Annotated in this window: 21 protein-coding genes; 3 read left to right on the forward strand and 18 right to left on the reverse strand. The window is 69.6% G+C overall.

The features are described from left to right. Positions 1 to 74 precede the first annotated feature (74 nt). From FCK90_RS07700 to FCK90_RS07740, 9 genes are all read right to left on the reverse strand, one after another. Positions 75 to 1439, reverse strand: a complete 1365-nt coding sequence (locus tag FCK90_RS07700; protein WP_158033717.1) for a flavin monoamine oxidase family protein — start codon at positions 1437 to 1439, stop codon at positions 75 to 77. Between the two features lie 239 nt (positions 1440 to 1678). Next, positions 1679 to 2353 carry a GntR family transcriptional regulator gene (locus FCK90_RS07705; RefSeq protein WP_158033718.1) on the reverse strand — a complete coding sequence of 225 codons (675 nt, stop codon included), beginning with the start codon at positions 2351 to 2353 and terminating at the stop codon, positions 1679 to 1681. A gap of 39 nt (positions 2354 to 2392) precedes the next feature. Then, the gene (gene purU / locus FCK90_RS07710) at positions 2393 to 3235 is read right to left on the reverse strand and encodes a formyltetrahydrofolate deformylase (protein ID WP_158033775.1); all 843 of its coding nucleotides are present in this window, start codon (positions 3233 to 3235) and stop codon (positions 2393 to 2395) included. Positions 3236 to 3281: 46 nt separating this feature from the next. Next, a complete protein-coding gene (locus FCK90_RS07715; protein ID WP_158033719.1) occupies positions 3282 to 4682 on the reverse strand; it encodes an L-serine ammonia-lyase in 1401 nt (466 codons plus the stop codon). Beyond that, a complete protein-coding gene (locus FCK90_RS07720; RefSeq protein ID WP_158033720.1) occupies positions 4682 to 5374 on the reverse strand; it encodes a sarcosine oxidase subunit gamma in 693 nt (230 codons plus the stop codon). The genes FCK90_RS07715 and FCK90_RS07720 overlap by 1 nt, the downstream gene beginning before the upstream one ends. After that, positions 5367 to 8291, reverse strand: a complete 2925-nt coding sequence (locus FCK90_RS07725) for a sarcosine oxidase subunit alpha family protein (RefSeq protein ID WP_158033721.1) — start codon at positions 8289 to 8291, stop codon at positions 5367 to 5369. The genes FCK90_RS07720 and FCK90_RS07725 overlap by 8 nt, the downstream gene beginning before the upstream one ends. Continuing rightward, positions 8288 to 8602, reverse strand: a complete 315-nt coding sequence (locus FCK90_RS07730) for a sarcosine oxidase subunit delta (RefSeq protein ID WP_158033722.1) — start codon at positions 8600 to 8602, stop codon at positions 8288 to 8290. The genes FCK90_RS07725 and FCK90_RS07730 overlap by 4 nt, the downstream gene beginning before the upstream one ends. Positions 8603 to 8663: 61 nt before the next feature. Continuing rightward, positions 8664 to 9881 (reverse strand): sarcosine oxidase subunit beta family protein, encoded by a 1218-nt coding sequence (locus tag FCK90_RS07735; protein ID WP_158033723.1) that lies wholly within the window; start codon positions 9879 to 9881, stop codon positions 8664 to 8666. After that, the gene (locus tag FCK90_RS07740) at positions 9881 to 11215 is read right to left on the reverse strand and encodes a serine hydroxymethyltransferase (RefSeq protein WP_158033724.1); all 1335 of its coding nucleotides are present in this window, start codon (positions 11213 to 11215) and stop codon (positions 9881 to 9883) included. Before FCK90_RS07740 ends, FCK90_RS07735 begins: the two co-directional genes overlap by 1 nt. Positions 11216 to 11437: 222 nt before the next feature. Between FCK90_RS07740 and FCK90_RS07745 the strand changes: the two genes are divergently transcribed. Both FCK90_RS07745 and FCK90_RS07750 read left to right on the forward strand, forming a co-directional pair. Beyond that, complete coding sequence (locus FCK90_RS07745) at positions 11438 to 12115, forward strand: GntR family transcriptional regulator (protein WP_158033725.1); 678 nt, start codon at positions 11438 to 11440, stop codon at positions 12113 to 12115. Between the two features lie 97 nt (positions 12116 to 12212). After that, positions 12213 to 12848: a LuxR C-terminal-related transcriptional regulator gene (locus FCK90_RS07750; protein WP_246180084.1), complete on the forward strand. Its 636-nt coding sequence runs from the start codon at positions 12213 to 12215 to the stop codon at positions 12846 to 12848. Positions 12849 to 12896: 48 nt separating this feature from the next. Here the strand turns inward: FCK90_RS07750 and efeB are convergent, their stop codons facing one another. The 8 genes from efeB to FCK90_RS07790 form a co-directional block, all read right to left on the reverse strand. Further along, positions 12897 to 14234: an iron uptake transporter deferrochelatase/peroxidase subunit gene (efeB, locus tag FCK90_RS07755; protein WP_158033727.1), complete on the reverse strand. Its 1338-nt coding sequence runs from the start codon at positions 14232 to 14234 to the stop codon at positions 12897 to 12899. A gap of 4 nt (positions 14235 to 14238) precedes the next feature. Continuing rightward, a complete protein-coding gene (gene efeO / locus FCK90_RS07760; RefSeq protein WP_246180078.1) occupies positions 14239 to 15444 on the reverse strand; it encodes an iron uptake system protein EfeO in 1206 nt (401 codons plus the stop codon). Positions 15445 to 15545: 101 nt separating this feature from the next. Continuing rightward, positions 15546 to 16487 carry an iron uptake transporter permease EfeU gene (gene efeU, locus FCK90_RS07765; RefSeq protein WP_246180079.1) on the reverse strand — a complete coding sequence of 314 codons (942 nt, stop codon included), beginning with the start codon at positions 16485 to 16487 and terminating at the stop codon, positions 15546 to 15548. Between the two features lie 114 nt (positions 16488 to 16601). Next, positions 16602 to 18038 carry a cryptochrome/photolyase family protein gene (locus FCK90_RS07770; protein ID WP_158033728.1) on the reverse strand — a complete coding sequence of 479 codons (1437 nt, stop codon included), beginning with the start codon at positions 18036 to 18038 and terminating at the stop codon, positions 16602 to 16604. A gap of 143 nt (positions 18039 to 18181) precedes the next feature. Next, a complete protein-coding gene (locus FCK90_RS07775; protein WP_158033729.1) occupies positions 18182 to 18892 on the reverse strand; it encodes a succinate dehydrogenase/fumarate reductase iron-sulfur subunit in 711 nt (236 codons plus the stop codon). 43 nt (positions 18893 to 18935) lie between these two features. Continuing rightward, a complete protein-coding gene (locus FCK90_RS07780; protein ID WP_246180080.1) occupies positions 18936 to 19799 on the reverse strand; it encodes a succinate dehydrogenase cytochrome b subunit in 864 nt (287 codons plus the stop codon). A 30-nt stretch (positions 19800 to 19829) separates the two neighbouring features. Further along, positions 19830 to 21413 (reverse strand): glycosyltransferase family 39 protein, encoded by a 1584-nt coding sequence (locus tag FCK90_RS07785; RefSeq protein ID WP_158033730.1) that lies wholly within the window; start codon positions 21411 to 21413, stop codon positions 19830 to 19832. A gap of 83 nt (positions 21414 to 21496) precedes the next feature. Further along, positions 21497 to 21916, reverse strand: a complete 420-nt coding sequence (locus tag FCK90_RS07790; RefSeq protein ID WP_158033731.1) for a hypothetical protein — start codon at positions 21914 to 21916, stop codon at positions 21497 to 21499. Between the two features lie 231 nt (positions 21917 to 22147). On the opposite strand from FCK90_RS07790, the gene FCK90_RS07795 reads away from it, so the two are divergent. Next, entirely contained in the window at positions 22148 to 23623 is a 1476-nt protein-coding gene (locus FCK90_RS07795; protein ID WP_158033732.1) for an anion permease, read from the forward strand. Between the two features lie 24 nt (positions 23624 to 23647). Here FCK90_RS07795 and FCK90_RS07800 read toward each other — a convergent pair whose 3' ends face one another. Next, the gene (locus tag FCK90_RS07800) at positions 23648 to 24400 is read right to left on the reverse strand and encodes a succinate dehydrogenase/fumarate reductase iron-sulfur subunit (protein WP_158033733.1); all 753 of its coding nucleotides are present in this window, start codon (positions 24398 to 24400) and stop codon (positions 23648 to 23650) included. Positions 24401 to 24422 lie beyond the last annotated feature (22 nt).

Below are 24422 nucleotides of genomic sequence, written 5' to 3' on the forward strand. Positions count from 1 at the left end.
GTGGTTCCCTTCGGGCTCGGTTCAGGGTCGGTTCTGGGGCGGACGGATGGGTGTTCGGTGACCTCCGCCGGAGATCACCGGGCCAGGTTCGTCTGGCGCTCGGTGGCCAGCAGGCTCGCCGCGTTCTGCGCGGCGGTGAAGGCCGAGGTGATGGCGGTCTCGGTGTAGAGGCTGCCCAGGTAGTCACCGGCCAGGAACACCCGGTCGGCGGGGCGCATCAGCGCGTCCTGGATCTTGGCGCGGCCGGGGAAGCAGAACGGGGCGCCGGTGTGCCACCGCTGCACGTGAGCCTCCTCGATGATGCTGCCGAAGCCCTTGAGGACCTGGTCGAGGTCGGCGACGTAGGTGTCGATGATGCGCTCGTCCGACAACGGCAGCAGCTTCTCGGCCAGGCTCGCGGGGGAGAAGGCCATGATGCTGCCCCCGGGCTGGCGGAAGCTCTCGGTGCCGCGCACCACGTTGCCCATGTTCAGGACGACGTTCATGGAGCGTTTGGGCGTGGCGATCCCGTAAGCCCTGTCCCAGGGCCGGGGCCCGTCCTCGTTGGTCAGGAACGCCGCGCTGACGTAGGAGCCGTACTTGACCCGGCCCAGGGCCTCGCGCTGGGCGGCGGGCAGGTTCACGCCGATCTTCCGGCTGACCATGGCGGGAGTGGCGAGGACGGCGGTGCGCGCCCGGACCTCGTGCTCGGCGCCCTCCTGCCGGTAGCGGACCACCACGTGGTCCTTGTACTGCACCAGCTCGTCCACTTCCGCGTTGAGATGGATGCGTTCGCGCTGCGAGGCGGCGATGGTCTCCGTGAGGGTGGAGGGTCCGCCGAGGATGCTCCTGCTCAGGCCTTGCCCGATGTTCCAGACCAGGCTGAAGTAGCCGATTCCCGCACCGGCCGAGATCTGCTCGGGGTCGCCCGCCGACCGGGTGACGGTGGGACGGAACAAGGCTTCCGCCTCGGGGGAGATGTTCCCGAGGTACTCCTGGAACGACCGGGTGTTCTCGAAGTCGTAGATCCGCTGCTGCCGCTGCTCACCGCTCTCACCGGGGCGCCGCCGGGTGGCACGGGCGTACCGGAAGACGTCGGCGCTGACTTTCATCCCCGCTCTGACCATGGCGGCCCGGTCCCCCATGCCGAGCGGGATCCGGAAGGGGTAGGTCTGGAGCGGTCCTTTGATCAGGAGCTTGTCGTTCATCGAGAGCCCCGCCAGGGAGCCGGGGACGTTGATGGCACGGGTGCCGGTCTCGCTCAGGAGCTCGTGGGTCGAGGTGTTGGGGCCCCCGAAGACGTGGCCGCCCCAGTTGAGGAAGTACTGGCCGCGTTTCTCGGAGCGGACCCGCCCGCCGACCCGGCCTCCGGCCTCCAGGACGACGGTGTCCCAGTACCTCAGCCGCCACGCGGCTGCCAGGCCCGCCAGTCCACCACCGATGATGACGACATCCTTCATGAGTGCATCTCCTCTTGGAGTCCACTGCGGCCTGGTAGGGCGTGCTGTTCGCGACCGCAGGGCGATGGATGGTTGTGCCGGCGAAGAGCCCGGAGGGGACCCGGTTCTTCGGACGGCCGCACGAAGGGTCGGTGTGGTCAGTGCCGCTACTGCACCTGTCGTGTGAAACACACCCTAGGATGTGATCACAGATCACACAAGAGATGATGCTGGTGGGTGGGAGACCCTGCCGGTGCCGCTCAGCGGTTGCGGGGGAGGGCCTGCCTGATCCTGGCGCTGGCGGCGTCTATGGACTCGGCGGTGATCCGCGCGGCCGCGGCGGAGTCCCCGAGTTTCACCGCCTGGATCAGGCGCTCCTGATGCTCCAGGAGGTGGACGGCGTTGCCCAGGTCCAGCTCGTCGCGGGCGCCGACGATCTTGTAGTGGCGGCAGCGCCCCCACAGGGTGCGGATCATCTCGATCAGCACCGGGTTGCCCGCCGCGGAATAGACGGTGGTCAGGACCATCTCGTCCTGGTCCAGATAGTCGATGACCTGGTTGTCCTCCACGGCTCTCCTGAGCCCGGCGTACAGATCGTCCAGGTGCTGGAAGTCCTCACGGGTCAGGTTCTTCGTCCCCTGTGCGGCGGCCTCCACCTCGAGGACCCGCCGCACGGCATAGATGTGCAGCAGCTCGGTGGGGGTGAAGTCCTTGACCACGGCTCCTCGGTAGGGCTGGGTCTCGACCAGACCCATCTCCTCGAGGCGCTTGATCGCCTCCCGCACGGGCATGACGCTGATACCCAGCTCGTGGGCCACATTGCGGATCTGGAGCCGCCGGCCGGCGGGGTAGTCGCCGTTGCTGATCGCCGCGTGGAGCGCGTCGAATGCCTGATCTCCAACGCGCGCTGCGGTCTCCAGCTTCGGCAAGGTCATGCCGATAACTATACGCAGAGCCGTGGGGCCCGCACGGCGTCAGCGCAGGACGACCGTCCGATGGCCGTGGAGGATGACCCTGCCCTCGCAGTGCCATTTGACGGCGTCGGAGAGCGCCTTGCACTCCGTGTCGCGCCCGGCGGCCACCAGCTCCTCGGGCCCGTAGGTGTGATCGACCGCCACCACCTGCTGGGCGATGATCGGGCCCTCGTCCAGCTCGGCGTTGACGTAGTGGGCGGTGGCCCCCACCGTCTTCACCCCTCGCTCGTAGGCCTGGTGGTAGGGCTTGGCCCCCTTGAAACTGGGCAGGAACGAGTGATGGATGTTGATCACCCGCCCAGCCATCCTGGTGGCCAGGGAGTCGCTGAGCACCTGCATGTATCGGGCCAGCACGACGAGGTCGATCTCGAAGCGCTCCACGAGCTCCAGGAGCCGGGCTTCGGCCTCGGGTTTGGTCTCCGGGGTGACGGGCAGATGGAAGAACGGGATCCCGTGCCACTCCACGAGCCGCTGATGGTCCAGGTGGTTCGAGACCACGGCCACGATCTCCACGGGCAGCTCGCCGGTGCGGGAGCGGAAGAGCAGGTCGTTGAGGCAGTGGCCGAACTTGGAGACCATGACCAGCACGCGGCGCCTGGCCCCGTGCCGGTTCAGCTCCCACCGCATGCCGAACTGGTCGGCCACGGGGGTGAGATCCGCGCGCAGCGCCTGCTCGTCCAGGCCCTCTCCCGTGGTGGCGGCCACGCGGACGCGCATGAAGAAGTGGCCGATCCTGCGGTCGTCGAACTGGGTCAGCTCCACGATGTTGCACCCGTGGTCCAGGAGCACCTTGCTCACGGCGTGGACGATTCCGGGTTTCTCGGGGCAGTCGAGGGTCAGCACCAGCTCGGCCGACGGGGGCGCCTGCTGGGGCTGCGGGCGGTGCTGTTCAGCATTCGATGACGTTGACGGCCAATCCACCACGAGAGGTCTCCTTGTACTTGATCTTCATGTCGTTGCCGGTCTCACGCATGGTCTTGATGACCTGGTCCAGGGAGACGGTGTGCCGGCCGTCCCCGTGCATGGCCAGGCGGGCGGCGTTGATGGCCTTGGTGGAGGCGATGGCGTTGCGTTCGATGCACGGGATCTGCACGAGCCCGCCCACGGGATCGCACGTGAGGCCGAGGTTGTGCTCGATCCCGATCTCGGCGGCGTTCTCGACCTGGTCGGGTGTTCCTCCCAGCACGGCGCACAGCCCCGCGGCGGCCATGGAGCAGGCCGAGCCGACCTCGCCCTGGCAGCCCATCTCCGCGCCGGAGATCGAGGCGTTCTCCTTGATGAGGATCCCCACGGCGGCGGCCGTGAGCAGGAACTCGACCACCCCGTCGTCGCCGGCGCCCGCCACGAAGCGCGCGTAGTAATGCAGGACGGCGGGGATGATGCCGGCGGCCCCGTTGGTGGGGGCGGTGACGATGCGGCCCCCGGAGGCGTTCTCCTCGTTGACGGCCAGGGCGTAGAGGTTGGTCCACTCCATGGCCTGAAGGGCGTCCGGTGCCGGCTGCCCCGTAGCGGCTGCCGCCGACTCCGCCTCCCGGAGGCGCAGCCGCAGGGCCGGGGCCCGGCGGCGGACCTTCAGCCCGCCCGGCAGAGTCGCCTCGGTGCGGCTGCAGCCGTTCTCCACGCAGTCCTGCATGACGGACCAGATGTGCAGGAGACGCGACCGGAGCTGTTCCTCGGTCCGCCAGGACAGCTCGTTGGCGAGCATGATCTCGGCGATCGACCTGCCCTCGCGCCGGCAGTGCTCGAGCAGCTGGGCGGCCGTGGTGAACGGGTAGGCCACCGCGGTGGTGTCGGAGACGATCCGGTCCGAGCCCTTGGCATCGCCGTCGACGACGAACCCGCCGCCCACCGAGTAGTAGGTCCGTTCCCTGACGAGCTGGTGGTCCTCCCCGTAGGCGAAGAACGTCATCCCGTTGGGGTGGGCGGGAAGGGACTTGCGACGGTGCATGATGACGTCGTCGGGGCGGTCGAAGGGGATCGGGTGGGTTCCGTCCAGCATGAGCCGGCGGTTCTCCGAGACGGCCTCCACCTGGGCGTCGGCCGTTTCGGTGTCCACCGTCTCCGGGTCCTCGCCCTGCAGCCCCAGGATCACGGCCTTGTCCGAGCCGTGCCCGTGCCCCGTGGCTCCCAGCGAGCCGTAGAGCTCGGTGCGGACCCGCGTGAGGGAGTCCAGCAGCCCGTCCTTGCGCAGTCCGTCGACGAAGAGCCGGGCAGCGCGCATGGGCCCGACCGTATGGGAGGAGGAGGGCCCGATGCCGACGCAGAACAGGTCGAGGACGGACAGCGCCATTACGGCACCTCGGAGGAGGCGAACTCGGTCATCGCGTCCATCAGCCAGTGGGCGACGTATTCGGCGAAGGAGGCCCGGGGCATGATCCGCCAGGTCCGTTCCGCGGTGCGCCACAGGATCACCTGGACGGGGCCCAGGGTGGTGGACACGGCGGTGCCGACCTCGAACACGCGCGGATGCAGGTCCAGGTGGCAGCCCTTCTCGAGGACGGCGCGCGCGCAGTGCCCGGACAGCTCCAGGGTGGTGCGGTTGGCCGAGAGATCGACCACCTGTCCCGATTCCTGGTGACCGGCCAGCGCGCGGCACAGCTGGGTGGTCAGCGGATGGGTGGACAGGCTGATCAGGGCGCCGGGCTCCCGGTCGGCCGTCTCGGTCAGCTCCAGGGGGACGACGGTCTCGTCCTGGCTGACGAGCAGGAACTCGTCGGGTCCCTGCCATACGACGGCGACGCCGTCGGGATCTCCGGTGACGGCCCCGTGGGCGGCGGGCAGGGGCACCTCGGCCACGGCGGCCAGTGCCTCCGCGGCCGCCGAGCCCGGCCGCACCCGGATCCCGACCATGTTCAGGAACGGGATCTCGCGCAGGGCCACGTCGCGTGCTCCGGTCACCGAGGCCGCGGTCATCCGGTCGTGAAGGCGAGCCAGCGGGCTGCGGCGGAAGCGGGTGATGTCGGTCAGGAGCTGATCAGCCATCTCGGCGGTTCCCTTCGGGGTCGTAGAGGACGGGTTCTGCGACGACGACGTCCACCAGCCCGCCGTCGAGCGGGGCCTGGAGGGTCTCGCCGATCCGGTTCCGGCCGTTCTTGACCAGAGCGAGGCCGAAGGTCCGCTCCAGGGCGGCGCTGCGGTAGCTCGAGGTGACGTGGCCGACCATGGGCACCGGCCCCCGTTCCGGGGTCACGGGTGTGCCGTTCTCGATCAGCTGAGCGCCTTCCGGAAGGCGGAGACCCGGGTCCGTCGGGAGCACGGCGACCAGCTGCTTGCGCTCGGGGCTGGTCGCGTCGGGGCGGTCGTAGGAGCGTTTGCCGATGAAGTCCTTCGTCTTGGAGACCACCCAGGTCATCCCCAGGTCCTGCGGCGTCACCGTGCCGTCGGTGTCCTGGCCCACGATCGGGAAGGCCTTCTCGGCACGCAGGACGTGCATCGTCTCGGTGCCGTAGGGGGTGATGCCGAACTCGGCGCCCGCCTCCGCCACGGCCTCCCAGACCGCCAGGCCGTACCAGGAGGCCACGTTGATCTCGAACGCGAGCTCCCCGGAGAACGAGATCCGGCACACCCGGGCCGGGATCCCGGAGGCCAGCAGGGTCTCCCGGAACGCCATGAACGGGAACGCCTCGTTGGAGACGTCGAGATCCGGGGCGAGCTTCTCCACGACCGCACGGGAGTCCGGTCCGGCGATGGCCACGGTGGTGAACTGCTCCGTGACCGAGGTGAAGACCACGTCCAGCTCCGGCCACTCCGTCTGGGACCACTCTTCGAGCCATTCCAGCACCTTGGCGGCTCCGCCGGTGGTGGTGGTCATGAAGTACCGGCCTTCGTCCAGGCGCAGCGTCACGCCGTCGTCGAAGACCATCCCGTCGGCCGTGCACATCACGCCGTAGCGGCCCATGCCGGGCTTGAGCTTCTTGAATGCGTTGGTATAGATCCGGTTGAGGAACTCCCCGGCGTCGCGGCCCCGGATCTCGATCTTGCCCAGGGTGGTCGCATCCATGAAACCGACGCCCTCCCGCACGGCGGCGCATTCGCGCAGCACCGCGGCGTCCATGTCCTCTCCGGGCTGCGGGTAGTACCAGGGGCGCTTCCACTGCCCCACGTCCTCGAACAGCGCGCCGTGCGCCACGTGCCACGGGTGGATCGAGGTCAGCCGTGCAGGGTCGAACAGCTCCCCGCGCCGTCGCCCGGCCAGGGCGGCGAAGGCCACCGGCGTGTAGGGGGCGCGGTATGTGGTGGTGCCGATCCCGCCGACGTCCGGGTCCTGCAGTGCCGTGGCGATGACCCCGATGGCGTTGACCCCGGAGGTCTTGCCCTGGTCGTTGGCGGTGGAGATGGAGGTGTAGCGCTTGATGTGCTCGACGCTGCGCATCCCGGCGCCCGTCGAGCGCAGCACGTCGGCGACGGTCTGATCGCGCTGGAAGTCCACGAAGTGCCGTGTCCAACCGGTGTCTTTGCCGAGGGCCGGGACCACCCACAGCGGCCTGGTGGGGGCATAGGACTCCGGGGCCGCGGACGGCTCCCCGACGGAGGCGTGGAAGCCGGCCCGGGCGGCCGCTTCCACGCCGGCCCTCGACCCCTGGCCGAGACAGCCCGCGAGATCCAGCACGCCGTTGAGCGCCCCGGCGGTCTGCTGATCGCGCACCGGCAGCGCGGGGACGAACCCGGCCAGCTCCGCCGACCAGCGCAGACGGCCCAGTCGCTGGCTGTGCAGGTGCACCACGGGACTCCAGCCGCCGGATACGGCGAGCAGATCGGCATCGATGTCCACGGGGCGCCCGGCGGGCTGCCCGTCCTCGTCCAGGGCGCTCACCGTCACCGCGGTGAGCCGCCCGCCGTCCTGCGCGCCGGCGGTGCCGACCACGGCGCTGCCCAGATGCACATCCACCCCGGTGCGGGAGACGATCCGCGCGGCGTACTCGCCGAGTTCGGCGCGGGAGTCGGCCACGGCCGCCACCTCGATGCCCGCGGCCGCCAGGTCGGCCACCAGCGCGTAGGCCGAATCATTGGTGGTGGCCACCACGATGCGGGTCCCGGCGGCCACCGCCCAGCGATTGAGGTAGGTGCGCACGGCCGAGGCGAGCATGATGCCGGGGCGGTCGTTGTCGGCGAACACGAGGGGACGCTCATGCGCCCCCGTGGCCAGGACGACCTGTCGGGCGCGGACGTGCCAGATGCGCTCGCGGGAGACACCGGCCCCGAGCGTGGCCCGCTGCTCCGGGTCCAGATGGTCGGTGCGCCGCTGGGCTGCGACCACGTAGTTGCTGTCGTAGCTGCCGAAGGCCGTGGTGCGGTGCAGGACCGTCACCTCCGGCTCCTCCGCCAGCGCGGCCAAGGTCTCGGCCACCCAGTCGAGGGCGGGCGAGCCCGAGATCGTCTCGTCGCGGCCCGACAGCAGCGAGCCGCCGGCCTGCGGCTGCTCGTCCATCAGGATCACCCTGGCCCCGGAGGACGCCGCCTGCCGGGCCGCCGCCAGCCCGGCGGGGCCCGCGCCGACCACCAGGACATCGGTGTGCACGTGCTTGTGGTCGTAGTACGCCCCGTCCTCGGCGGGGTCCAGCTGACCGAGCCCGCTGAGGTATGTGGCGCCGAGGCCCTCCGTGAGTTCCACGGTGGTGGCGGGGAGCATGGACTCGTCGACGTCGGCGGCCGAGCGCGCCATGACCTTCACCAGGGCGTTGGGCTCCTCGACGCCTGCCGCCATGATCCCGCGGGGCCGGTTCAGGTACATCGATGCGCCGCAGGTCAGGACGTCGTTGGCCAGCAGCGCCGAGGCGATGGTGTCCCCCGCATATCCGGTGAGCTCCCGCCCGTCGAGGCTGAAGGACACCGGGGTGCTGCGGTCGATGCCGGGGGCGTCGACCCGCTCGGGGCTGAGCCGGCGGGACTGGGCGTTCATCGGGTACCTCCGCGAGGGTGCTGGGGCGGGTCGGCCTGGAGAGCGGGCCGGGGCTCCCCGATGGCGTAGACGGCTTTGATCTCGTAGGTCACGGTGTCGCGCAGGACGTTGAACCAGCGGCGGCAGCCGGTGGTGTGCGCCCACCGTTCGGCCAGCAGTCCCTTGGGGTTGCTGCGGTAGAAGAGGTACTCCGCCCACTCCTTGTCGGAGAGCTGGGAGGGGTCCTCCGGGTAGGGCACGTGCGCCTCACCGCCGTAGTGGTATTCGGTCTCGTCCCGTGGCCCGCAGTTGGGGCACTCGATCAGCAACATCTCGGACTTCTTTCTCGCTGGGCTACGTGGTGCCTGCTCGGCGGTGAGGATTCCCGGCCCGTCAGTGGGCCACTGCGGCGGCACCGTGCTCGTCGATGAGCACGCCGGTCTCGAACCGTTCGAGGGAGAACGGCTCGTTGAGCGGGTGGGCCTCGTCGTTGGCGATGGTGTGGGCGAAGGTGTAGCCGGCCGAGGGCGTTCCCTTGAAGCCGCCGGTCCCCCAGCCGCAGTTGACGTAGAGCTGGTCCACCGGGGACTTCGAGACGACGGGAGACGCGTCCAGGGTGACGTCGACGATGCCTCCCCAGGTGCGCAGGACGTGCGCACGGGTGAAGATCGGGAACAGCTCCACGGCGGCGGCCATCTGCTCCTCGATGACATGGAAGGCGCCGCGCTGACCGTAGCCGTTGTAGGCGTCCACGCCCGCCCCCATGACCAGCTCGCCCTTGTGGGCCTGGGACACGTAGACGTGCACGTGGTTGGACATCACCACGGTCGGGTGCACCGGCTCGTGGAGCTCGGAGACCAGGGCCTGCAGCGGGTGCGACTGGATCGGCAGCCGGAAGCCGGCGAGCTCCGCCAGCACCGACGAGTGGCCGGCACCGCAGAGCCCCACCTTGCCGGCGTGGATCGTCCCGCGGGAGGTCTCGACGCCGGTCACCCGGTTGCCGTCCTTGAGGAAGCCGGTGACCTCGCAGTTCTGGATGATGTCCACGCCCAGTTCGTCGCATTTGCGGGCGAACGCCCATGCCACGTGGTCGTGCTTGGCGATGCCCGCGCGGGCCTGGTAGGTCGCGCCCATCACCGGGTAGCGGATGTCATCGCCGATATTGATGATCGGGCACAGTTCCTTGACCTGCTCAGGGGTGACCCATTCGGCGTCGACGCCGTTGAGCACGTTGGCGTTCACCCGCCGCACGGACTCGCGGACGTCGCCCAAGGTGTGGGCGAGGTTCAGCACGCCGCGCTGGGAGAAGAGGAAGTCGTACTCGAGCTCCTCGGGCAGCTGCTCCCAGAGCTTCAGCGAGTGCTCGTAGATCGCCGCCGACTCGTCCCAGAGGTAGTTGGAGCGGATGATGGCCGTGTTGCGCGCCATGTTGCCGCCCGCGAGCCACCCGCGTTCGAGTACGGCGATGTTGGTCATCCCGTGCCGGGACGCCAGGAAGTAGGCGGTCGCCAGGCCGTGACCGCCGCCTCCGATGATGACGGCGTCGTAGGAGGGCTTGGGGTCGGGGTTGCGCCACAGGAAGTCCGGGTGCTCGGGCAGCAGGTCGGCCATCAGGAGGCTCCGTTCCGGTTCGGGGACTGCGTGGTCGCGGCCGACTCGGCCTCGGGGGATGCGCACGGGGCGACGTCGGGATAGAGCGGGAAGGCCTCGGCCAGGGCGGTGACGCGATCCCGCAGCGCGCTCAGGTCTGCCTCGGGGGCGGCGACGAGCGCCTCGGCGATGACGTCGGCGACCTCCGAGAACTCGGCGGGGCCGAAGCCGCGCGCGGCCAGGGCGGGTGTGCCGATCCGCAGCCCCGAGGAGACCATCGGCGGGCGGGGGTCGAACGGCACGGCGTTGCGGTTGACCGTGATGCCGATGCCGTGCAGCCGGTCCTCGCCCTGCTGACCGTCCAGCGCGGAGTCCCGCAGGTCCACCAGCACGAGGTGGACGTCGGTACCGCCGCTCACCAGCGAGATCCCGTGCTTCGCCACGTCCGAGGACAGCAGGCGCCGGGCGAGGATCTGCGCCCCCTCCAGGGTGCGCTCCTGACGGTCGCGGAACTCCTCGTCCGCGGCGTACTTGAAGGCCACGGCCTTGGCGGCGATCACGTGCTCGAGCGGACCTCCCTGCTGGCCGGGGAAGACCGCCGAGTTGATCTTCTTCGCCAGCTCCTGCCGGCACAGGATCGCCCCGCCCCGGGGCCCGCCGAGGGTCTTGTGGGTGGTGGTGGTCACCACGTCCGCGTGGGGGACGGGGTTGGGGTGCAGCCCGGCGGCGACCAGCCCGGCGAAATGGGCCATGTCCACCATGAGGTAGGCGCCGACCGCATCGGCGATCCGGCGGAACTGCGCGAAGTCCAGCTGCCGTGGATACGCCGACCACCCGGCCACGATGAGCCTGGGCCGGTGCTCGCGGGCCAGCCGTTCCACCTCGTCCATGTCGATGAGGTGCTCCGTCTCCGAGACACCGTAGGCGGCGACCTTGTAGAGCTTCCCGGAGAAGTTCAGCTTCATCCCATGGGTGAGGTGCCCGCCGTGGGCGAGGTCGAGACCCAGGATCGTGTCCCCCGGGTCGAGGAGTGCGGACATGGCCGCGGCGTTGGCCTGGGCACCGGAGTGGGGTTGCACGTTGACGTGCTCGGCGTCGAACAGCGCCTTGAGGCGATCGATGGCCAGCTGCTCGATCACGTCGATGTGCTCGCACCCGCCGTAGTAGCGCCGCCCCGGGTAGCCCTCCGCGTACTTGTTGGTGAGCACCGAGCCCTGGGCTTCCATCACGGCGGCGGGCGCGAAGTTCTCCGAAGCGATCATCTCCAGAGTGGATCGCTGGCGGGTCAGCTCGGCGTCGATCGCTGCTGCGACCTCCGGGTCGGCGGCCGCCAGGCGGGTGTTCAGATCGGGCATCTCTACCTCTCGGAGTACCGGGTATATCGTTGATCCCAAATTGATATATCAGATGTGGACCGAAGGTACGTTAGGCTGCGGGCAGCTGTCAATGACCCCTGCCGACGGCTCCCGGCGCTCGGATCCAGCACCGGCGGGCCAGTACATTGAAGGTGATCCGGGCGCGGCCTGCCCCGGCTCACGCCACGTCCCCAGAGCAGCCGGAAAGCGAGGTACCACGCGGTGTCTTCCATAGCGTCCTCCGCACTCGCCGAGTCCCGGGGCGAGCCGCTGTCCCTGGCGGAGCAGGCCTTCCTCCAGCTCCAGGACCGCCTGATCTTCCTGGACATCGCCCCGGGGGCTCCGCTCAACGAGGCCCGCCTCTCACAGGAGCTGCATGTGGGGCGGACGCCGCTCCGGGAGGCCCTCAAGCGGCTCGAGTCCGATCACCTCGTGGTGACCTATCCGCGCCGGGGGACTTTCGCCACCCCGGTGGACATCACCGCGCTCTCCGAGATCTCCCAGGTGCGTCAGGTGCTCGAGCCCCTGGCGGCGCGCCTGGCCGCCGAGCAGCGGGGCGGGCGGCACCGCCTCCAGCTGCAGGAGCTCGGAGAGGAGCTCGCGGCCCTCGACGCCGGCTCGCCCGACAGGGGCGACGTGCTGCGCTGGGACGTCCGGGTCCACCGGGAGATCTACGCCGCGGCGGGCAACTCGCACCTTCAGTCCACGCTCGAGCGCTACAGCCACCTGGCGACGCGCATCTGGTGCGTCGTGGCGGACCGCATTCCCCAGCTGCAGGAGCACATCGACGTTCACAGCTCCCTCCTGCGCACCGTGCTGGAGGGGGACGCCGACGGCGCCAGCGCCACGATGTCCGCTCACGTCCAGGAGTTCGAGACCCAGATCCGCCGGGTGCTCTGAGCACTGCCCTCCGGAGATCTCTGCGGTAAGGCTACCCTGAGTAAAACGGCGGGAACGACCGCTCGGACCGGCCCGAGGGGAGGCGGCGGTGGAGGATATGCGGCACCGGGTCATGGTCGTCGCCGATCACGCCGTCCTGGCAGATCTGCTCGCCGCGGCGATCGCCGGAGAGGAAGGTCTCGTCTGCGCCGGGGTGGCCGGCGACCGGCCGGCGGCCCTGACGCTGGCCAAGCGCGTGCATCCGGACGCGGTGCTCCTGGATGCGGTCCTCCCGTGCGGTGACGGCATCGAGCTCATCGCACCCTTGAAGAGGATCTGCGCGGCGGCCCGGGTGATCGTCCTGACGGGCCGGCCACGGGCGGACGGGGAGCGGTCGGCCTTCGCCGCGGGTGCGGCGGGCTACCTGGGCAGGACCGCGAGCCTGGCCGAGGTCCTCGCCGCCATCCGGCATGCTCCGGTGGGCCAGCCGGCGCCGTCGAACCTGCCGTACGAGCCGGCGCCGTCGCAGCCGGGTCCGCCGTTCTTCCGGCGCAGCCTCTCGCCACGGGAGCGCGAGGTGCTGGCCCTGCTGGCCGAGGGGAGGCACGTGAACCAGATCGCCGCCGGGCTGGGACTGAGCGTGAACACGACGCGCGACTACGTGAAGTCCGTGCTCAAGAAGATGGGCGCGCACTCGCAGCTCGAAGCCGTCGCGCGGGCCGCCGTCGAGGGGCTCGTGCGGGTGGGCCGGTGAAGGGCCCGGGGCCGGGTGCGGCAGGCCGGGAGCCGGTGGTGCAGCCCCTCACTCGAAGAGCGCCTGGGCCAGGAACTCACCGCTGCGGACCCCTGGCGGCACCGCCCACAAGCCGGATCCGATGTGCCGGATGTACTCGTTCATCAGGTCCGGCTTGAGGGAGCGCTGCACGCGCGAGAAGATCCCGGGGTCCTTCTGGAACGAGATGAAGAAGAGGCCGGCACCCATCTGGCCCAGGGTGTTGGAGCCATCGACGTAGTTGTACCCGCGGCGCAGGATCCGCGCGCCGTCGTTGTTCTCGGGGTGGGCCAGGCGCACGTGCGACGCGAGATCGATGACGGGTTCGCCGTCGGACTCGGCCTGGAAGTCGGGTTCGTCGAACTCCCGGGCACCGGAGAGCGGGGCGCCTTCGAGCTTGCTGCGCCCGACGATCCGCTCCTGCTCGTCCAGCGAGGCGCGGTCCCAGGTCTCGATGGTCATCATGATCCGGCGGGCCACCAGGTAGCTTCCGCCGCGCAGCCACTCCGGGCCCTCCTCTCCCACCCAGATGTGCTGATCGAGCGCCTCGGTCTCGTCGGACATCACGTTCGCGGTGCCGTCCTTGAAGCCGAAGAGGTTGCCGGGGGTGGCCTGTTCCGGTGATGTCGAGGAGGTGCGCCCGAAGCCGAGCTGGCTCCAGAACAGGTGCGCACGGCCGACGGCGATACGGGCCAGATTGCGGATCGCGTGCACCGCGATCTGGGGATCGTCGGCGCACGCCTGGATGCACAGATCCCCGCCGCTGCGCGCCTCCTCCAGCAGGTCGAAGGCGAAGGAGGGGAGGGGCTGGAACTGCTCCGGCAGCCGGGCGCGCAGGCCGTAGGGATCGCCGTCGTCATCCGTGCCCGTGAAGAGATCCCGGCCGAGGCCGAAGGTCAGGGTCAGATGACCTGCCTGCAGCCCCTCGGCCTCGCCGGTGTCCTCAGGGGGGAGCAGGGCGTTGTCGGGTTCGACGCCGGAGCCCAGCGCCTTGCCCTGGGTCAGCGCCCGCGCGGCGGTGGTCCAGTCCTTCAGCAGCTCGATCAGGTCGTCGCGGCCGCTGCCGTCCACCATCTTGAAGGAGGCGAAGTGGAGGCGGTCCTGCGCGGGGGTGACGATGCCGGCCTGGTGGTCGCCGTGGAACGGCACGACGCTCGATCCCTGGCCGGCCGTCCCGCCGCGACGGGCGAGGCCGGTGGCCACAGCGGCACCGCCGGCCCCTCCCAGGGCGAGTCCCGCGGCACCGGCGATTCCGAGCAGCCCTCGCCGGGACGGGCTGAAGCGCCCCGAGGCAGGTGCCTCGGGGGCTTCAGTCGTCTCATGGCCCTCGCCGGGCTGAGGGCGATCCGCTGCCGGGTCCTGTGCCAAGGATCTAGTTCTTGACCACGGCCGCGGTCAGCCGGGACATCGGCTCGCTCAGGGCATTGAGCTTCGCGGCCAGCTCCGCCCGTTCGTCGTCGCCGACGGTGTCATAGGAGACGAAGCCGTCGTCGTAGGAGCCATAGGTGTCGAGCAGGGCGAACATGTCGGCGAACCGGTCGTCGAGCTCGTCCACCAGCTCCTGCTCACCGTTGGAGATCGCGAGCTCGCGCACGGTGTCGAAGGCCACTTCCGAGCCCTCCACGTTGGCGTAGAAGTCCCACAGGTCGGTGTGGGCGAACTCGTTCTCCTCACCCGGGAGCTTCCCGTCGGGGGCGGCCACCTCATCGAGCAGGCCCTTCGCCCCCTCCGTGATGTCGGCGAGGGTCAGCGTGAAGTCCGGCTCGGCGACCTTGTCCTTGAGCTCGGTGACGTCGTCGATGAGCTTGCCGCCCAGCTCCGCGCGCTGCTCGGGGGTCAGCGGCGTCAGGTCGGGGTCGCCCTCGTAGTCCCCGTTCGCGACGGCCTCGTCGTTCCACAGGTCCATCTCGATGCGGTGGAAGCCCGTGAACTCGAGGCCCTCCTCGTCCGCGCCCGGCTTGCGGTAGTCGATCTTGGGGTCGAGGTCCCCGAACTGCTCCGCCACGGGTTCGATCCGCTCGTAGTTGATGCGCACGATCGGGAACAGCCGTTTGGCCTCCTCGTCGTCGCCCGACTCGTAGGCGTCGACGAACTCCTCGACGTTCGGCACGAGCTCCTCGGTCTGCGTCTTCACGTAGCCCACGTACTGGGCGATGACGGCGTCGTCCTCGGGCGAGACCTCCAGGGCGTCGCCCGTCACGGTGAACGGGGCCTGGCCGACGCCGGTGCCGATCATGCCCGGCTTGCAGTTCGTGTAGTAGTCGCCGGGGCCGGCCTGCACGGTGAGATCGCGGGTCGCGCCCGGGGCGATGTTCTCGACCTCGCCGACGATGGTGAGCTTGTTCTCGCCCAGCAGGTAGAACTCGTTGACCTTGCTGCCCTCGTTGGTGACGGAGAACGTGACGGTTCCGCTGGCGGCCTCCTCGGTGCTGACGGAGCAGTCGTCGTCGCTCGCGGTCACGGCGATCGCCTCGGCCTCGGGGTCCGCATTGGGAACGCAGCCGGCAAGGGCGAACATGGCGACCGACAGTGCTCCGGCGGCGAGGCAGCCGCGCTGCACCTGGGTTCTGATCTCCACGGGGGATCCTTTCTCGGTGGTGACGAGCTCGTCCGGATGGTCCGTCGGCTCGTGGTGGCCCTGGCATCGGCTTCGGTGCCCGGGCCTCAGGTGGTTGAACGCTAGGAGGGTTTTCCGGGGTTGAGCGCGGGCTTCTCCGGATGGTTCTTGACCGCTCCGGGCCGGTTCCTGCGCTCCATGGCGTACGAGCGGCGGAGGAACAGGGGCAGGACGATCACGACGTAGAGGGCCCAGACGACCAGCTCGAGCTTGGTCATCTCGGGCGCGAAACCGATGGTTCCCTTGAGCAGGGCTCCCAGGAAGCCATCGGGGGCGATGATGTGGGGGATCTGGAACGCCCAGGCGGCTTCCCCGAACCAGCCCGCAAGCCATCCGGCGCCGGCAGGGGCGGCCATGAAAGGACCGGGCAGGAATCCCGCCTCCTGGAGGTCGTGGATGCCGTAAGCGAGCACGCCCGCGGCGAAGACGATGAGCAGCACCCCGGTCCAGCGGAAGAAACGGGTCAGGTTGATGCGCAGCATGCCGTGATAGAGCGCCCAGGCGAGGATGGCGGCGATGATGATCCCGGACACGGCGGAGAGGAAGCCGACCAGGGGAGAGACGTCGCTGGCGCGGGTGGTGGCCCAGATGAACAGTGCCGTCTCCAGGCCCTCCCTGCCTACCGATACGCAGCCGATGACGGCGAGCCCGAGGCCGTTGCCGACGAGCGCGGCGTCGACCTTCCCCCGCAGATCGGCGCTCATGCCCTTCGAGGCTCCGAGCATCCAGAACACCATCCAGGTCACCATGCCGACCGCGAGGATCGAGAGCGAGCCGCCGATGGCCTCCTGCGCGGTGAACGACAGGCCGTACGCGCCATAGGTCAGCACCGCACCGCAGACGAGGGAGAACACGATCGCGATCGCGACGCCCAGCCAGATCTTGCGGGCGGCGTCCGGCCTGCCCAGGCGCTTGACGTAGGCCATCAGGATCCCGATGATCAGCGCCGCCTCGAGGCCTTCGCGGAGCCCGATCATGAGCGTCGCCACCATCTGCTGCCCCACCCCCGGAGATCGTCGAAATTTCGGTTAGGCAAACCTAACCGATGCAATATATGCGGAACTCCTCAGGGACCGTCAAACCCCCAAAATTGGGGGTGGGGGTATGCAGTGGGCTGGCTAGGCCGTTTCCTGGTAGGCGTCCAGGGCTGCGGCCCTGGACGCCTTCAGGTCAACCATGGGCGGCGGGTAGTGCTCGAGCGTCTCTGCCCGGCGCCCGGCCCGCCCGGCGGGTGCCGACGCCTCCCGATTATGGGCTGCCAGCACCTCCTTGGCCGGGGTGCCGGCCAGCTCGGGCACCCACTCGTGGATGTAGTGGGCCTCCGGATCGAACCGCTCGGCCTGCCGCCGGGGATTGAAGATCCGGAAATACGGTGCGGCATCCGCACCGGTTCCGGAGGCCCACTGCCAGTTGCCGGGATTGCTGGCCGGATCGGCGTCCACGAGCGTGTCCCAGAACCACTGCTCGCCCACGGTCCAGTGCACCCCGACGTTCTTGGTCAGGATGGATGCCACGGCCATCCTGACCCGGTTGTGCATCCAGCCGGTCTGCCACAGCTGCCGCATTCCGGCGTCGATCATCGGCAGCCCGGTGTGCCCGCTCCTCCAGGCCTCGATCAGCGGCTCCGCCGAGTCCGTCTCCTTCCAGGGGAACGAGTCGAAGCGCGGGTTCAAGTTGGTGCTCGGCATGTCGGGATAGTGGTAGAGCAGGTGGTGGTTGAACTCCCGCCAGAGCAGTTCCTGCCGGAAGGCCTTCGCCGATTCCGAGGGCTGTGCCCTCAGATGGCGGTCCACCAGCTGGAACACGCGTCGCGGCCCGATCTCGCCGTGCGCCAGGTGCGGGGAGAGGACCGAGGTCCCCGCCGTGCCGGGGAGGTCCCTGTCCCCGGCGTAGTCCTCGATGGCGCCGTCCAGGAAGTCCTCCAGGCGCTCCGCGGCGGCCTTCTCACCGACCTCCCAGCTGAACTTCCGTGCCCATCGGGGTTCGTCGGTTCCGCCCAGGTGGCTCACCCGCGCGCCCAGTTCCAGCTCGGCGACCCTGCCGAAGAGCTCCTCGTCCCGCTCGCGGCGCTCCGGGAGGTCGAACGGCTCGCAGTCCCACCCGTCGAATCTCCTGGAGAACGGTGTGTAGACCCGGTACGGCCCGCCCTGCCCTGTGGTCAGGCTCCAGGGATCGTGCAGGACGTGGGCGGTGTACCCGTCGATCTCCACCCCGGTCTCGCGCAGCGCGCCGGCCCACTGGCGATCCACCTCCAGCGCGTTCTCGCCCCAGCGGCGGTTGGCGTGGACGTGCGTGATGCCCAAGGCTCCGACGATCTCCCGGATGACCTCGGGCAGCGGCCCGCGCACGGCCACCAGGGGCAGGCCGTGGTCTTCGAGGTCGGCGCGCAGCAGCTCCAGCGACTTGTTCGTCCACCACGTGTAGGCGGCCCCGGGAACCCTGACGTTCGTGTCCTCGCAGTACAGGACGACGGCGGGTCCGTCCTGTGCCGCGTGCAGGAGCGCGGGGTTGTCATCCAGGCGGAGGTTCGAGCCGATCACGGCCAGGGAGGTCATTCATGAACCCTACCGGCAGCCTGTGAACGACGACCGGTCGATCTACTCGCTCATCAGCCGGGATGGGCGATCGGATCGACCGGTCGGCCGGAATGAGCGAGTGAAGTGACCGGTCGGCGGGGATGGGTGCGTCGAGCGACCGCTCAGTGCTGGTGGCGGGTCTTGTTCTGATTGCGCAGGTACTCGCGGGCCACCGCGGACAGGTTTTCCAGGGGAAGGCCGGCTGGGCACACCTCGGTGCAGTCGCCCAGGGTCGAGCACGGCCCGAAGGTCTCCCCGGCCGTCTCGATGACCTTCTCGGTGCGTTCGCGCCGCTCGTCGTCGTCCTTCATGAGCGGCGGCAGCTCGGTCAGCAGCGAGCCGACGAACAGCTGGCCCGAGCCGTTGGGGCAGACCGCCACGCACGCCCCGCAGCTGATGCAGCCGGCGTTGGTCAGGGCCTTCATGCCGGCGGGGCCGCGGGCGGCCTTGACCACGGTGCGCAGAGACTTCTTCTTGTCCACCGCCAGGTCCTGCAGCACGGGGAAGGCCTCGGCCCGCAGCGGTTCCAAGCGGACCCGCTGGCCGTTGCGGAAGGCGCGTACATGCTGCTGGCACGTGGTCGTGTTGAACTCCGGGCCGTGGGCCACACCGTCGACCATGACGCCGCATTTGCCGCAGCTGCCCTCACGGCAGCCGTCGTCGAACTTCACCGGCTGCTCGCCGTCGGGGAGCTGCTCGTTGAGCAGGTCCAGCAGTTCCAGGACGGTGGTGGCAGGAGTGACCCCCGTGACGTCGTAGGCCACGAACCGGCCGTCGTCCTCGGCCGAGGACTGCCGCCAGACCTCGACGGTCAGCGTGCGGGTGTTGTGCATGCGTGTCTCCAAACTGCGCGCGATGACGCGATGAAAGGCGTGCTCAGCGCACGATACGAAGCTGAACGGCCAGCGGGATGCTCGCGTTGGCCAGGGCCACGCCCGTGCCAGCGAGGCGTCCTGCCAGCTCGAGCTTCTCGCGGACCGCGCGGTCGGTCGACAGGCCCGTGTCGTTGCCCACCTGGGTCAGTCCCTGGGCGGTATGCGCCGCGAGGGCCGTCATCGCGGCCAGGTACAGCGCGGCGACGGCCGGCCGCCGCAGCGAGCGCACCAGGTTGTCGTAAGCCGCCCCCTGGACGTGCTCCGCCGCCGCGGGCCGGGCGCCCACCGTCAGGTCAGCGATGTGGTGGGCGGTGAAGAGCCCGAGGACCACGCCCGTGGAGCGCATGGAGCGCTTGGCCACGTCCCAGGGCCGGCGCCTGCGACCGCGCGGTCGCAGGCGCTTCTGCCCCCGGGGGCGCGAAGCGGCCTGCTGGGCCCGGACCGTCAGGGCGGCAGCGCAGGTGACGTGGGTGGCCGTGGCCGCCAGCATGGTCACGCGGAAGGCCCAGAGCAGGGTCTTCTCCGGCAGCACGGGAGAGCCCACGGTGCGCAGGAAACGGGCGTAGCCGTCGAAGGCCTCACGTCCCTGGTAGACCTGCAGGTTGCCCAGCATGTGCACCACGGTGAAGCCGGAGAAGAGCGTGCCGCTGGCGGCCATGGCCAGCTTGAGCTGCGGCGTGGGCGGCATCTTCTCCGTGGCCTTCACCATGGCGTCCACCGAAGTGCTCGCCACGGTCTCCCAAGCGCGCGCCCGCAGCCGGTCCGCGGCCCGCAGCGCTGAATCCAGGGTCGCGGGAACGGTTCCGCGGGAGGTCGTCGAGGAATCCGGGCGTGCGGGGGCGCCCGGCGAATCCGAAATGGTCATGTGTCGAGCCTAAGGGCTGGAGGGACCGGATCAGACACCGGGCGTAACGGGCTCTTCCTCGACGGGGGCCTCGGGCGTCTCCGCCGGATCCGGCAGGGTGTCGGGGCATTCGAAGTTGGTCACGCGGAACCGGGAGTCGGAGTTGTCGTCGGTCAGCGTGCACTGGTTGTCCAGCAGGTTCTCCTCGACCATGGGGAACGCGAGGTCCCCGTGATAGGAGACCACGGCCACCGATCCGGTCTCCCGCAGCTCGCCGGCCATCTCGAGCGGGATGTTGTTGCCCCACAGGGTCGCGGAGCCGGCGGCGTCCATCTCCAGCATGGGGTCGGCGATCTCACGATCGGGCGGGTAGGCGATGAAGATCCCGCGGTGCTGCGGGTTGAGGAAGATCACCGTGTCGGCCTGCTGCGCCTCCTCGGAGGCGGTGCCGTACCGGTCGTCCTTGGCATACTCGCCGTTCTGCGCCAGCAGGGACGGGAAGGACAGCGCCGCGAAGACGGCGGTCACCACGATGCCCACGATCCGCCATGGAATGGAGGCCACGGCGAGGGCGATGAGCAGGATCAGCGCGGGCGCGGTGAAGGTCAGGTACCGCTCCTGGAAGAACTGGCGTCCCATCACCTGCGCCGCCAGGACCACAGCGAAGGGGAAGTAGACCAGGCAGAAGGTCCACGCCATGATGCCGCGAGCACGGCTCAGGACGAATCCCGCCACGAGGATCACGGCGGTCAGGGCCGCGAGCCAGGGTGCGAGGGACATCACCAGGCCGGCGTAGTCGCCGTTCAGGTTCCGGGGGCTGATGAAGAAGACGGTCTCGGCCATGCTGCGCACGACGTCGCCTACGGAGAGGTCGATCCACGAGACCTGGTCGCTCTGCGTCATGCCGATGTAGGCCAGGGGCAGGCAGGACATGCACACCAGCGCGCACGTGACCAGGACGTGGGTGATCGCCGTCCACCCCCACCGGAAGGTGCGGATGAAGAAAACGGGCAGCATGAAGATGCAGTAGAGGGAGAAGCCGGTGGCAGCCGCCATGCTCAGCCCGAACGCGACGAGCAGCAGCCCGTTGCGGGTGCGCGCGTAGCGTTCGAAGCACAGCCAGGCCACGGTGACGCTCATGGCGGCCATGGCGTAGCCGCGGGCCTCCTGGCCGGCCCAGGTCAGCCCCGGGAGCACGGCGCCCAGGACCGCGATCAGCAGTCCGACGAAGACCGTGCGGCCGGGCAGGTACCGGCTCGCGTAGGACATCCCGATGCGGCTCAGCGCCAGCGCAGTGATCATCAGGGCGATCGCCGACGGCGCCCGCATGGCCAGCTCCGAGGTCCCGAAGACCCCCGCCCAGGGATACATGACGAAGTAGTAGAGCCCGTGCACGGCGTCGACGTCCGTGAGCATGCGGCCCAGCGAGTTCAGCGGCCTCTCGACGGCGGAGATGGTGGCCGTCTCGTCGAACCAGAACTGGGGGACCGTCATCCCCCAGAAGGCGACGATCCCCGCCAGCGCCGCAGCCACCAGCGACGGCCACCACGGAATGCGCGTCTCGGGTACTTCGCGATCGGTTCCGTTACCGGAACTCTCTCGGGATGCGGCGGCTGCGGTGGAACTGGTGCTCATGGAACTCCTCGGGCGGAAACGGGCACCAGCTAGTATGCGCGAAAGCTCCGTGCCGTGAGGCGACGCGGGGCGATCGCGTGTCTTCAGATCCAGCCCAGGTCGCGAGCTCTCAGCGCCAGCTGGAAACGGTTGCAGGACCCCGCGGCGGCGGACAGCTCGAGGATCGCACCGCGCAGCGCCGCCACATCCAGGTGCAGATGGCGGGCGATGATCTCGTCGTCGCACCCGGAGGCCATCATCTCGAGGATCTGGTGATGCAGCTGACCGGGGAAGTCGGTGTCCTCGGGAGCATCCGCGTCGTCGGCGCCGGGGTCGACGGTCGCGACGGGGCCGGTGGCGTCGTCGTCGGTGGGCTCCGCGAGGGCATCCTGGGGGTCCTGCCCGGCGCGCTGCAGCTGCGCCGCGCGCCGCGCGACGAGGGAGGTCGGCGCCAGGACATCGTCGGCATCCAACGACCGGCGACGGCCGTTCGACGGATGCAGGTCCCGCGACAGTGGTGTCATAGGTCTCATCATGGACCGCAGGTGCACTTCTTCGCCACACGGCGAGACACCTGTCTGAAGAATGTTTCGTGATGGACATCTGACGGCTCGGTCCGGACATGCTGTTTCGCCGGTATTCCTGGCAACAGGGTGCTGGCCGAACCGGAGCGGAGTACCGTGGAATCAGCTCCGTGGTCAGACCACAAGAGGACTGCGGCGACGCCCCCATCCGAGAGAACAGAGCCTCACGCCATGAGTTCCCCGTCCCAGAGATCCGGTCCCGCGGCTGCCGCGAAAGCACCCCGAAATCCACTGGACCGAGGGCTGGTGGTCAAGGTGGCCATCATCCTGGCGGCCGTCCTGGTCATCTGGTTCATCCCGCCCCCGGAGGGAGTGGACCCCCGCGGCATGCACATGGCGGCGATCTTCGTCGGCACCATCCTGGGTCTGGTGCTCCAGCCCCTCCCGACCGCCGCGGTCTCCCTGATCGGGCTGTCCGCGGCCATGATCACGGGCACCATGAACGTCGGCGAGGACGAGGCCCTGACGGGCTTCGCATCGAGCGCCGTCTGGCTGATCGTCGCCGCCTTCTTCATCGCCGACGGTTTCCTGCTGACCGGCCTCGGGCGGCGCATCGCCCTGTGGTTCGTGTCCAAGCTGGGCCGATCGTCCCTGGGACTGGCCTACGGCATGGCCGCAACGGACCTGCTGATAGCCCCCGCGACACCGTCGAACACCGCACGCGCCGGAGGCGTGGTCTTCCCCATCGTGAGGTCCCTGGCCGAGGTCCAGGGCTCCACCCCGGAGAACGACGAGTCCCGGCGACGCCTGGGTGCGTTCCTGTCGATGTCCACCGTGCAGGTCAACACCATCACCTCCGCGATGTTCCTCACCGCCATGGCAGGCAACCCGCTGGTCCAGCAGTTCGCCGGAGAACAGGGCGTGGAGATCACGTGGGGGAACTGGGCGCTCGCGGCGATCGTGCCCGGCCTGGTCTCCCTGGTCGTCGTTCCCTGGGTGCTGTCCAAGGTGTACGCGCCCACCCTGAAGAAGACGCCGCAGGCTCCTGATCAGGCCCGTGAGGAATTGCGGAATCTGGGCCGGCTGACCCGCCACGAGGCCATCATGACCGGGACGTTCATCCTGCTGCTGGTCATGTGGTCGGTGGGCGGCTCCCTGGGCGTCAACGCCACCGCCACGGCGTTCGTGGGCATCGCGATCCTGCTGTGCACCGGGGTGCTGAGCTGGAAGACCATGGCGGCCAACAGCGGTGCGTGGTCCACCCTGATCTTCTTCGGCGTCCTGGTGGGGATGGCCGGGCACCTCAACGACCTCGGCGTGATCGACTGGATCGGGGAGACGGTCTCCCGCTCGGTCGGCCACCTGCCCTGGGCCCTGGCCTTCGCGGTCCTGGCGCTCGTCTACTTCTACGTGCACTACTTCTTCGCCTCCAACACCGCGCAGATCGTGGCCATGTACGCGGTGTTCCTGGCCGCGGCCATCGGCGTGGGCGCCCCGCCGATGCTCGCCGCCCTGCTGCTCGGGTTCATCGGCAACCTCTTCGGCGGCCTGACGCACTACTCGTCGGGACCCTGCGGGGTGATCTTCGGGTCCGGTTACGTCAAGACCCCCGAATGGTTCCGGGTGGGATTCATCATGTCCCTGGTCTCCATCGTGATCTGGGGCGCTGTCGGCATGGCCTGGATGGGTCTTCTCGGGATGACGTGACCGGCGCCCCGTCCGGCGCCGCGCTCAGTCGTCGCGGCGGCGCCGGACGGCGGCCCGCGCCGCCTCGCGGTTGACCGCGCTGATCGCGGAGATCGGGATGCCCGCGGGGCAGACCTCCACGCACTCGCCGTACACGGAGCACGGACCGAACTCCTCCTCCGTGGTCGAGACCACCCCGCGGGCCCGCCTGGCCCGCTCGGGCCTGCCCTGCGGCAAGGCGGTCAGGTGCGACAGGAGGGCCCCGGAGAACAGGTGGGACGCCCCGTTGGGGCAGGCCGCCACGCATGCCCCGCAGCCGATGCACGCGGAGAAGTCCAGCCCGGCCTCCGCCACCTGGAACGGGATCTGCCGGGTGTCTGCATCCGGCGCCGTCCCGGCGTCCACCGAGACGTATCCGCCCGAGGCGATGACCCGGTCCAGCGCGGACCGGTCCACCATCAGGTCGCGGATCACGGGGAACGACGCCGAACGGAACGGTTCGAGCTTCAGGTGGTCGCCGTCGTCGTAGCTGCGCAGGTGCTGCCGGCACGTGGGCGTGTTGGGCACCTTGCCGTGGGGGACGTCGTCGACGGTGATGCCGCAGGTCCCGCAGATGCCCTCGCGGCAGTCGGTGTCGAAGGCGATGGGCTCCTCGCCGGCGGATACCAGCTGGTCGTTGAGCCGGTCCAGCAGCTCGGGCAGCGACATCTCAGGGGCGGCGTCGTCCACCCGGTAGGTGACGAACCGCCCTTCGGCTTCCGCGTTCTCCTGACGCCAGACCTCGATGGTCAGTTTCATCTTCTCTCCTCGTCACGCCCCG

This window comes from Kocuria coralli, from assembly GCF_008831305.1.
GTDB classification, from domain to species: Bacteria; Actinomycetota; Actinomycetes; order Actinomycetales; family Micrococcaceae; genus Kocuria; species Kocuria coralli.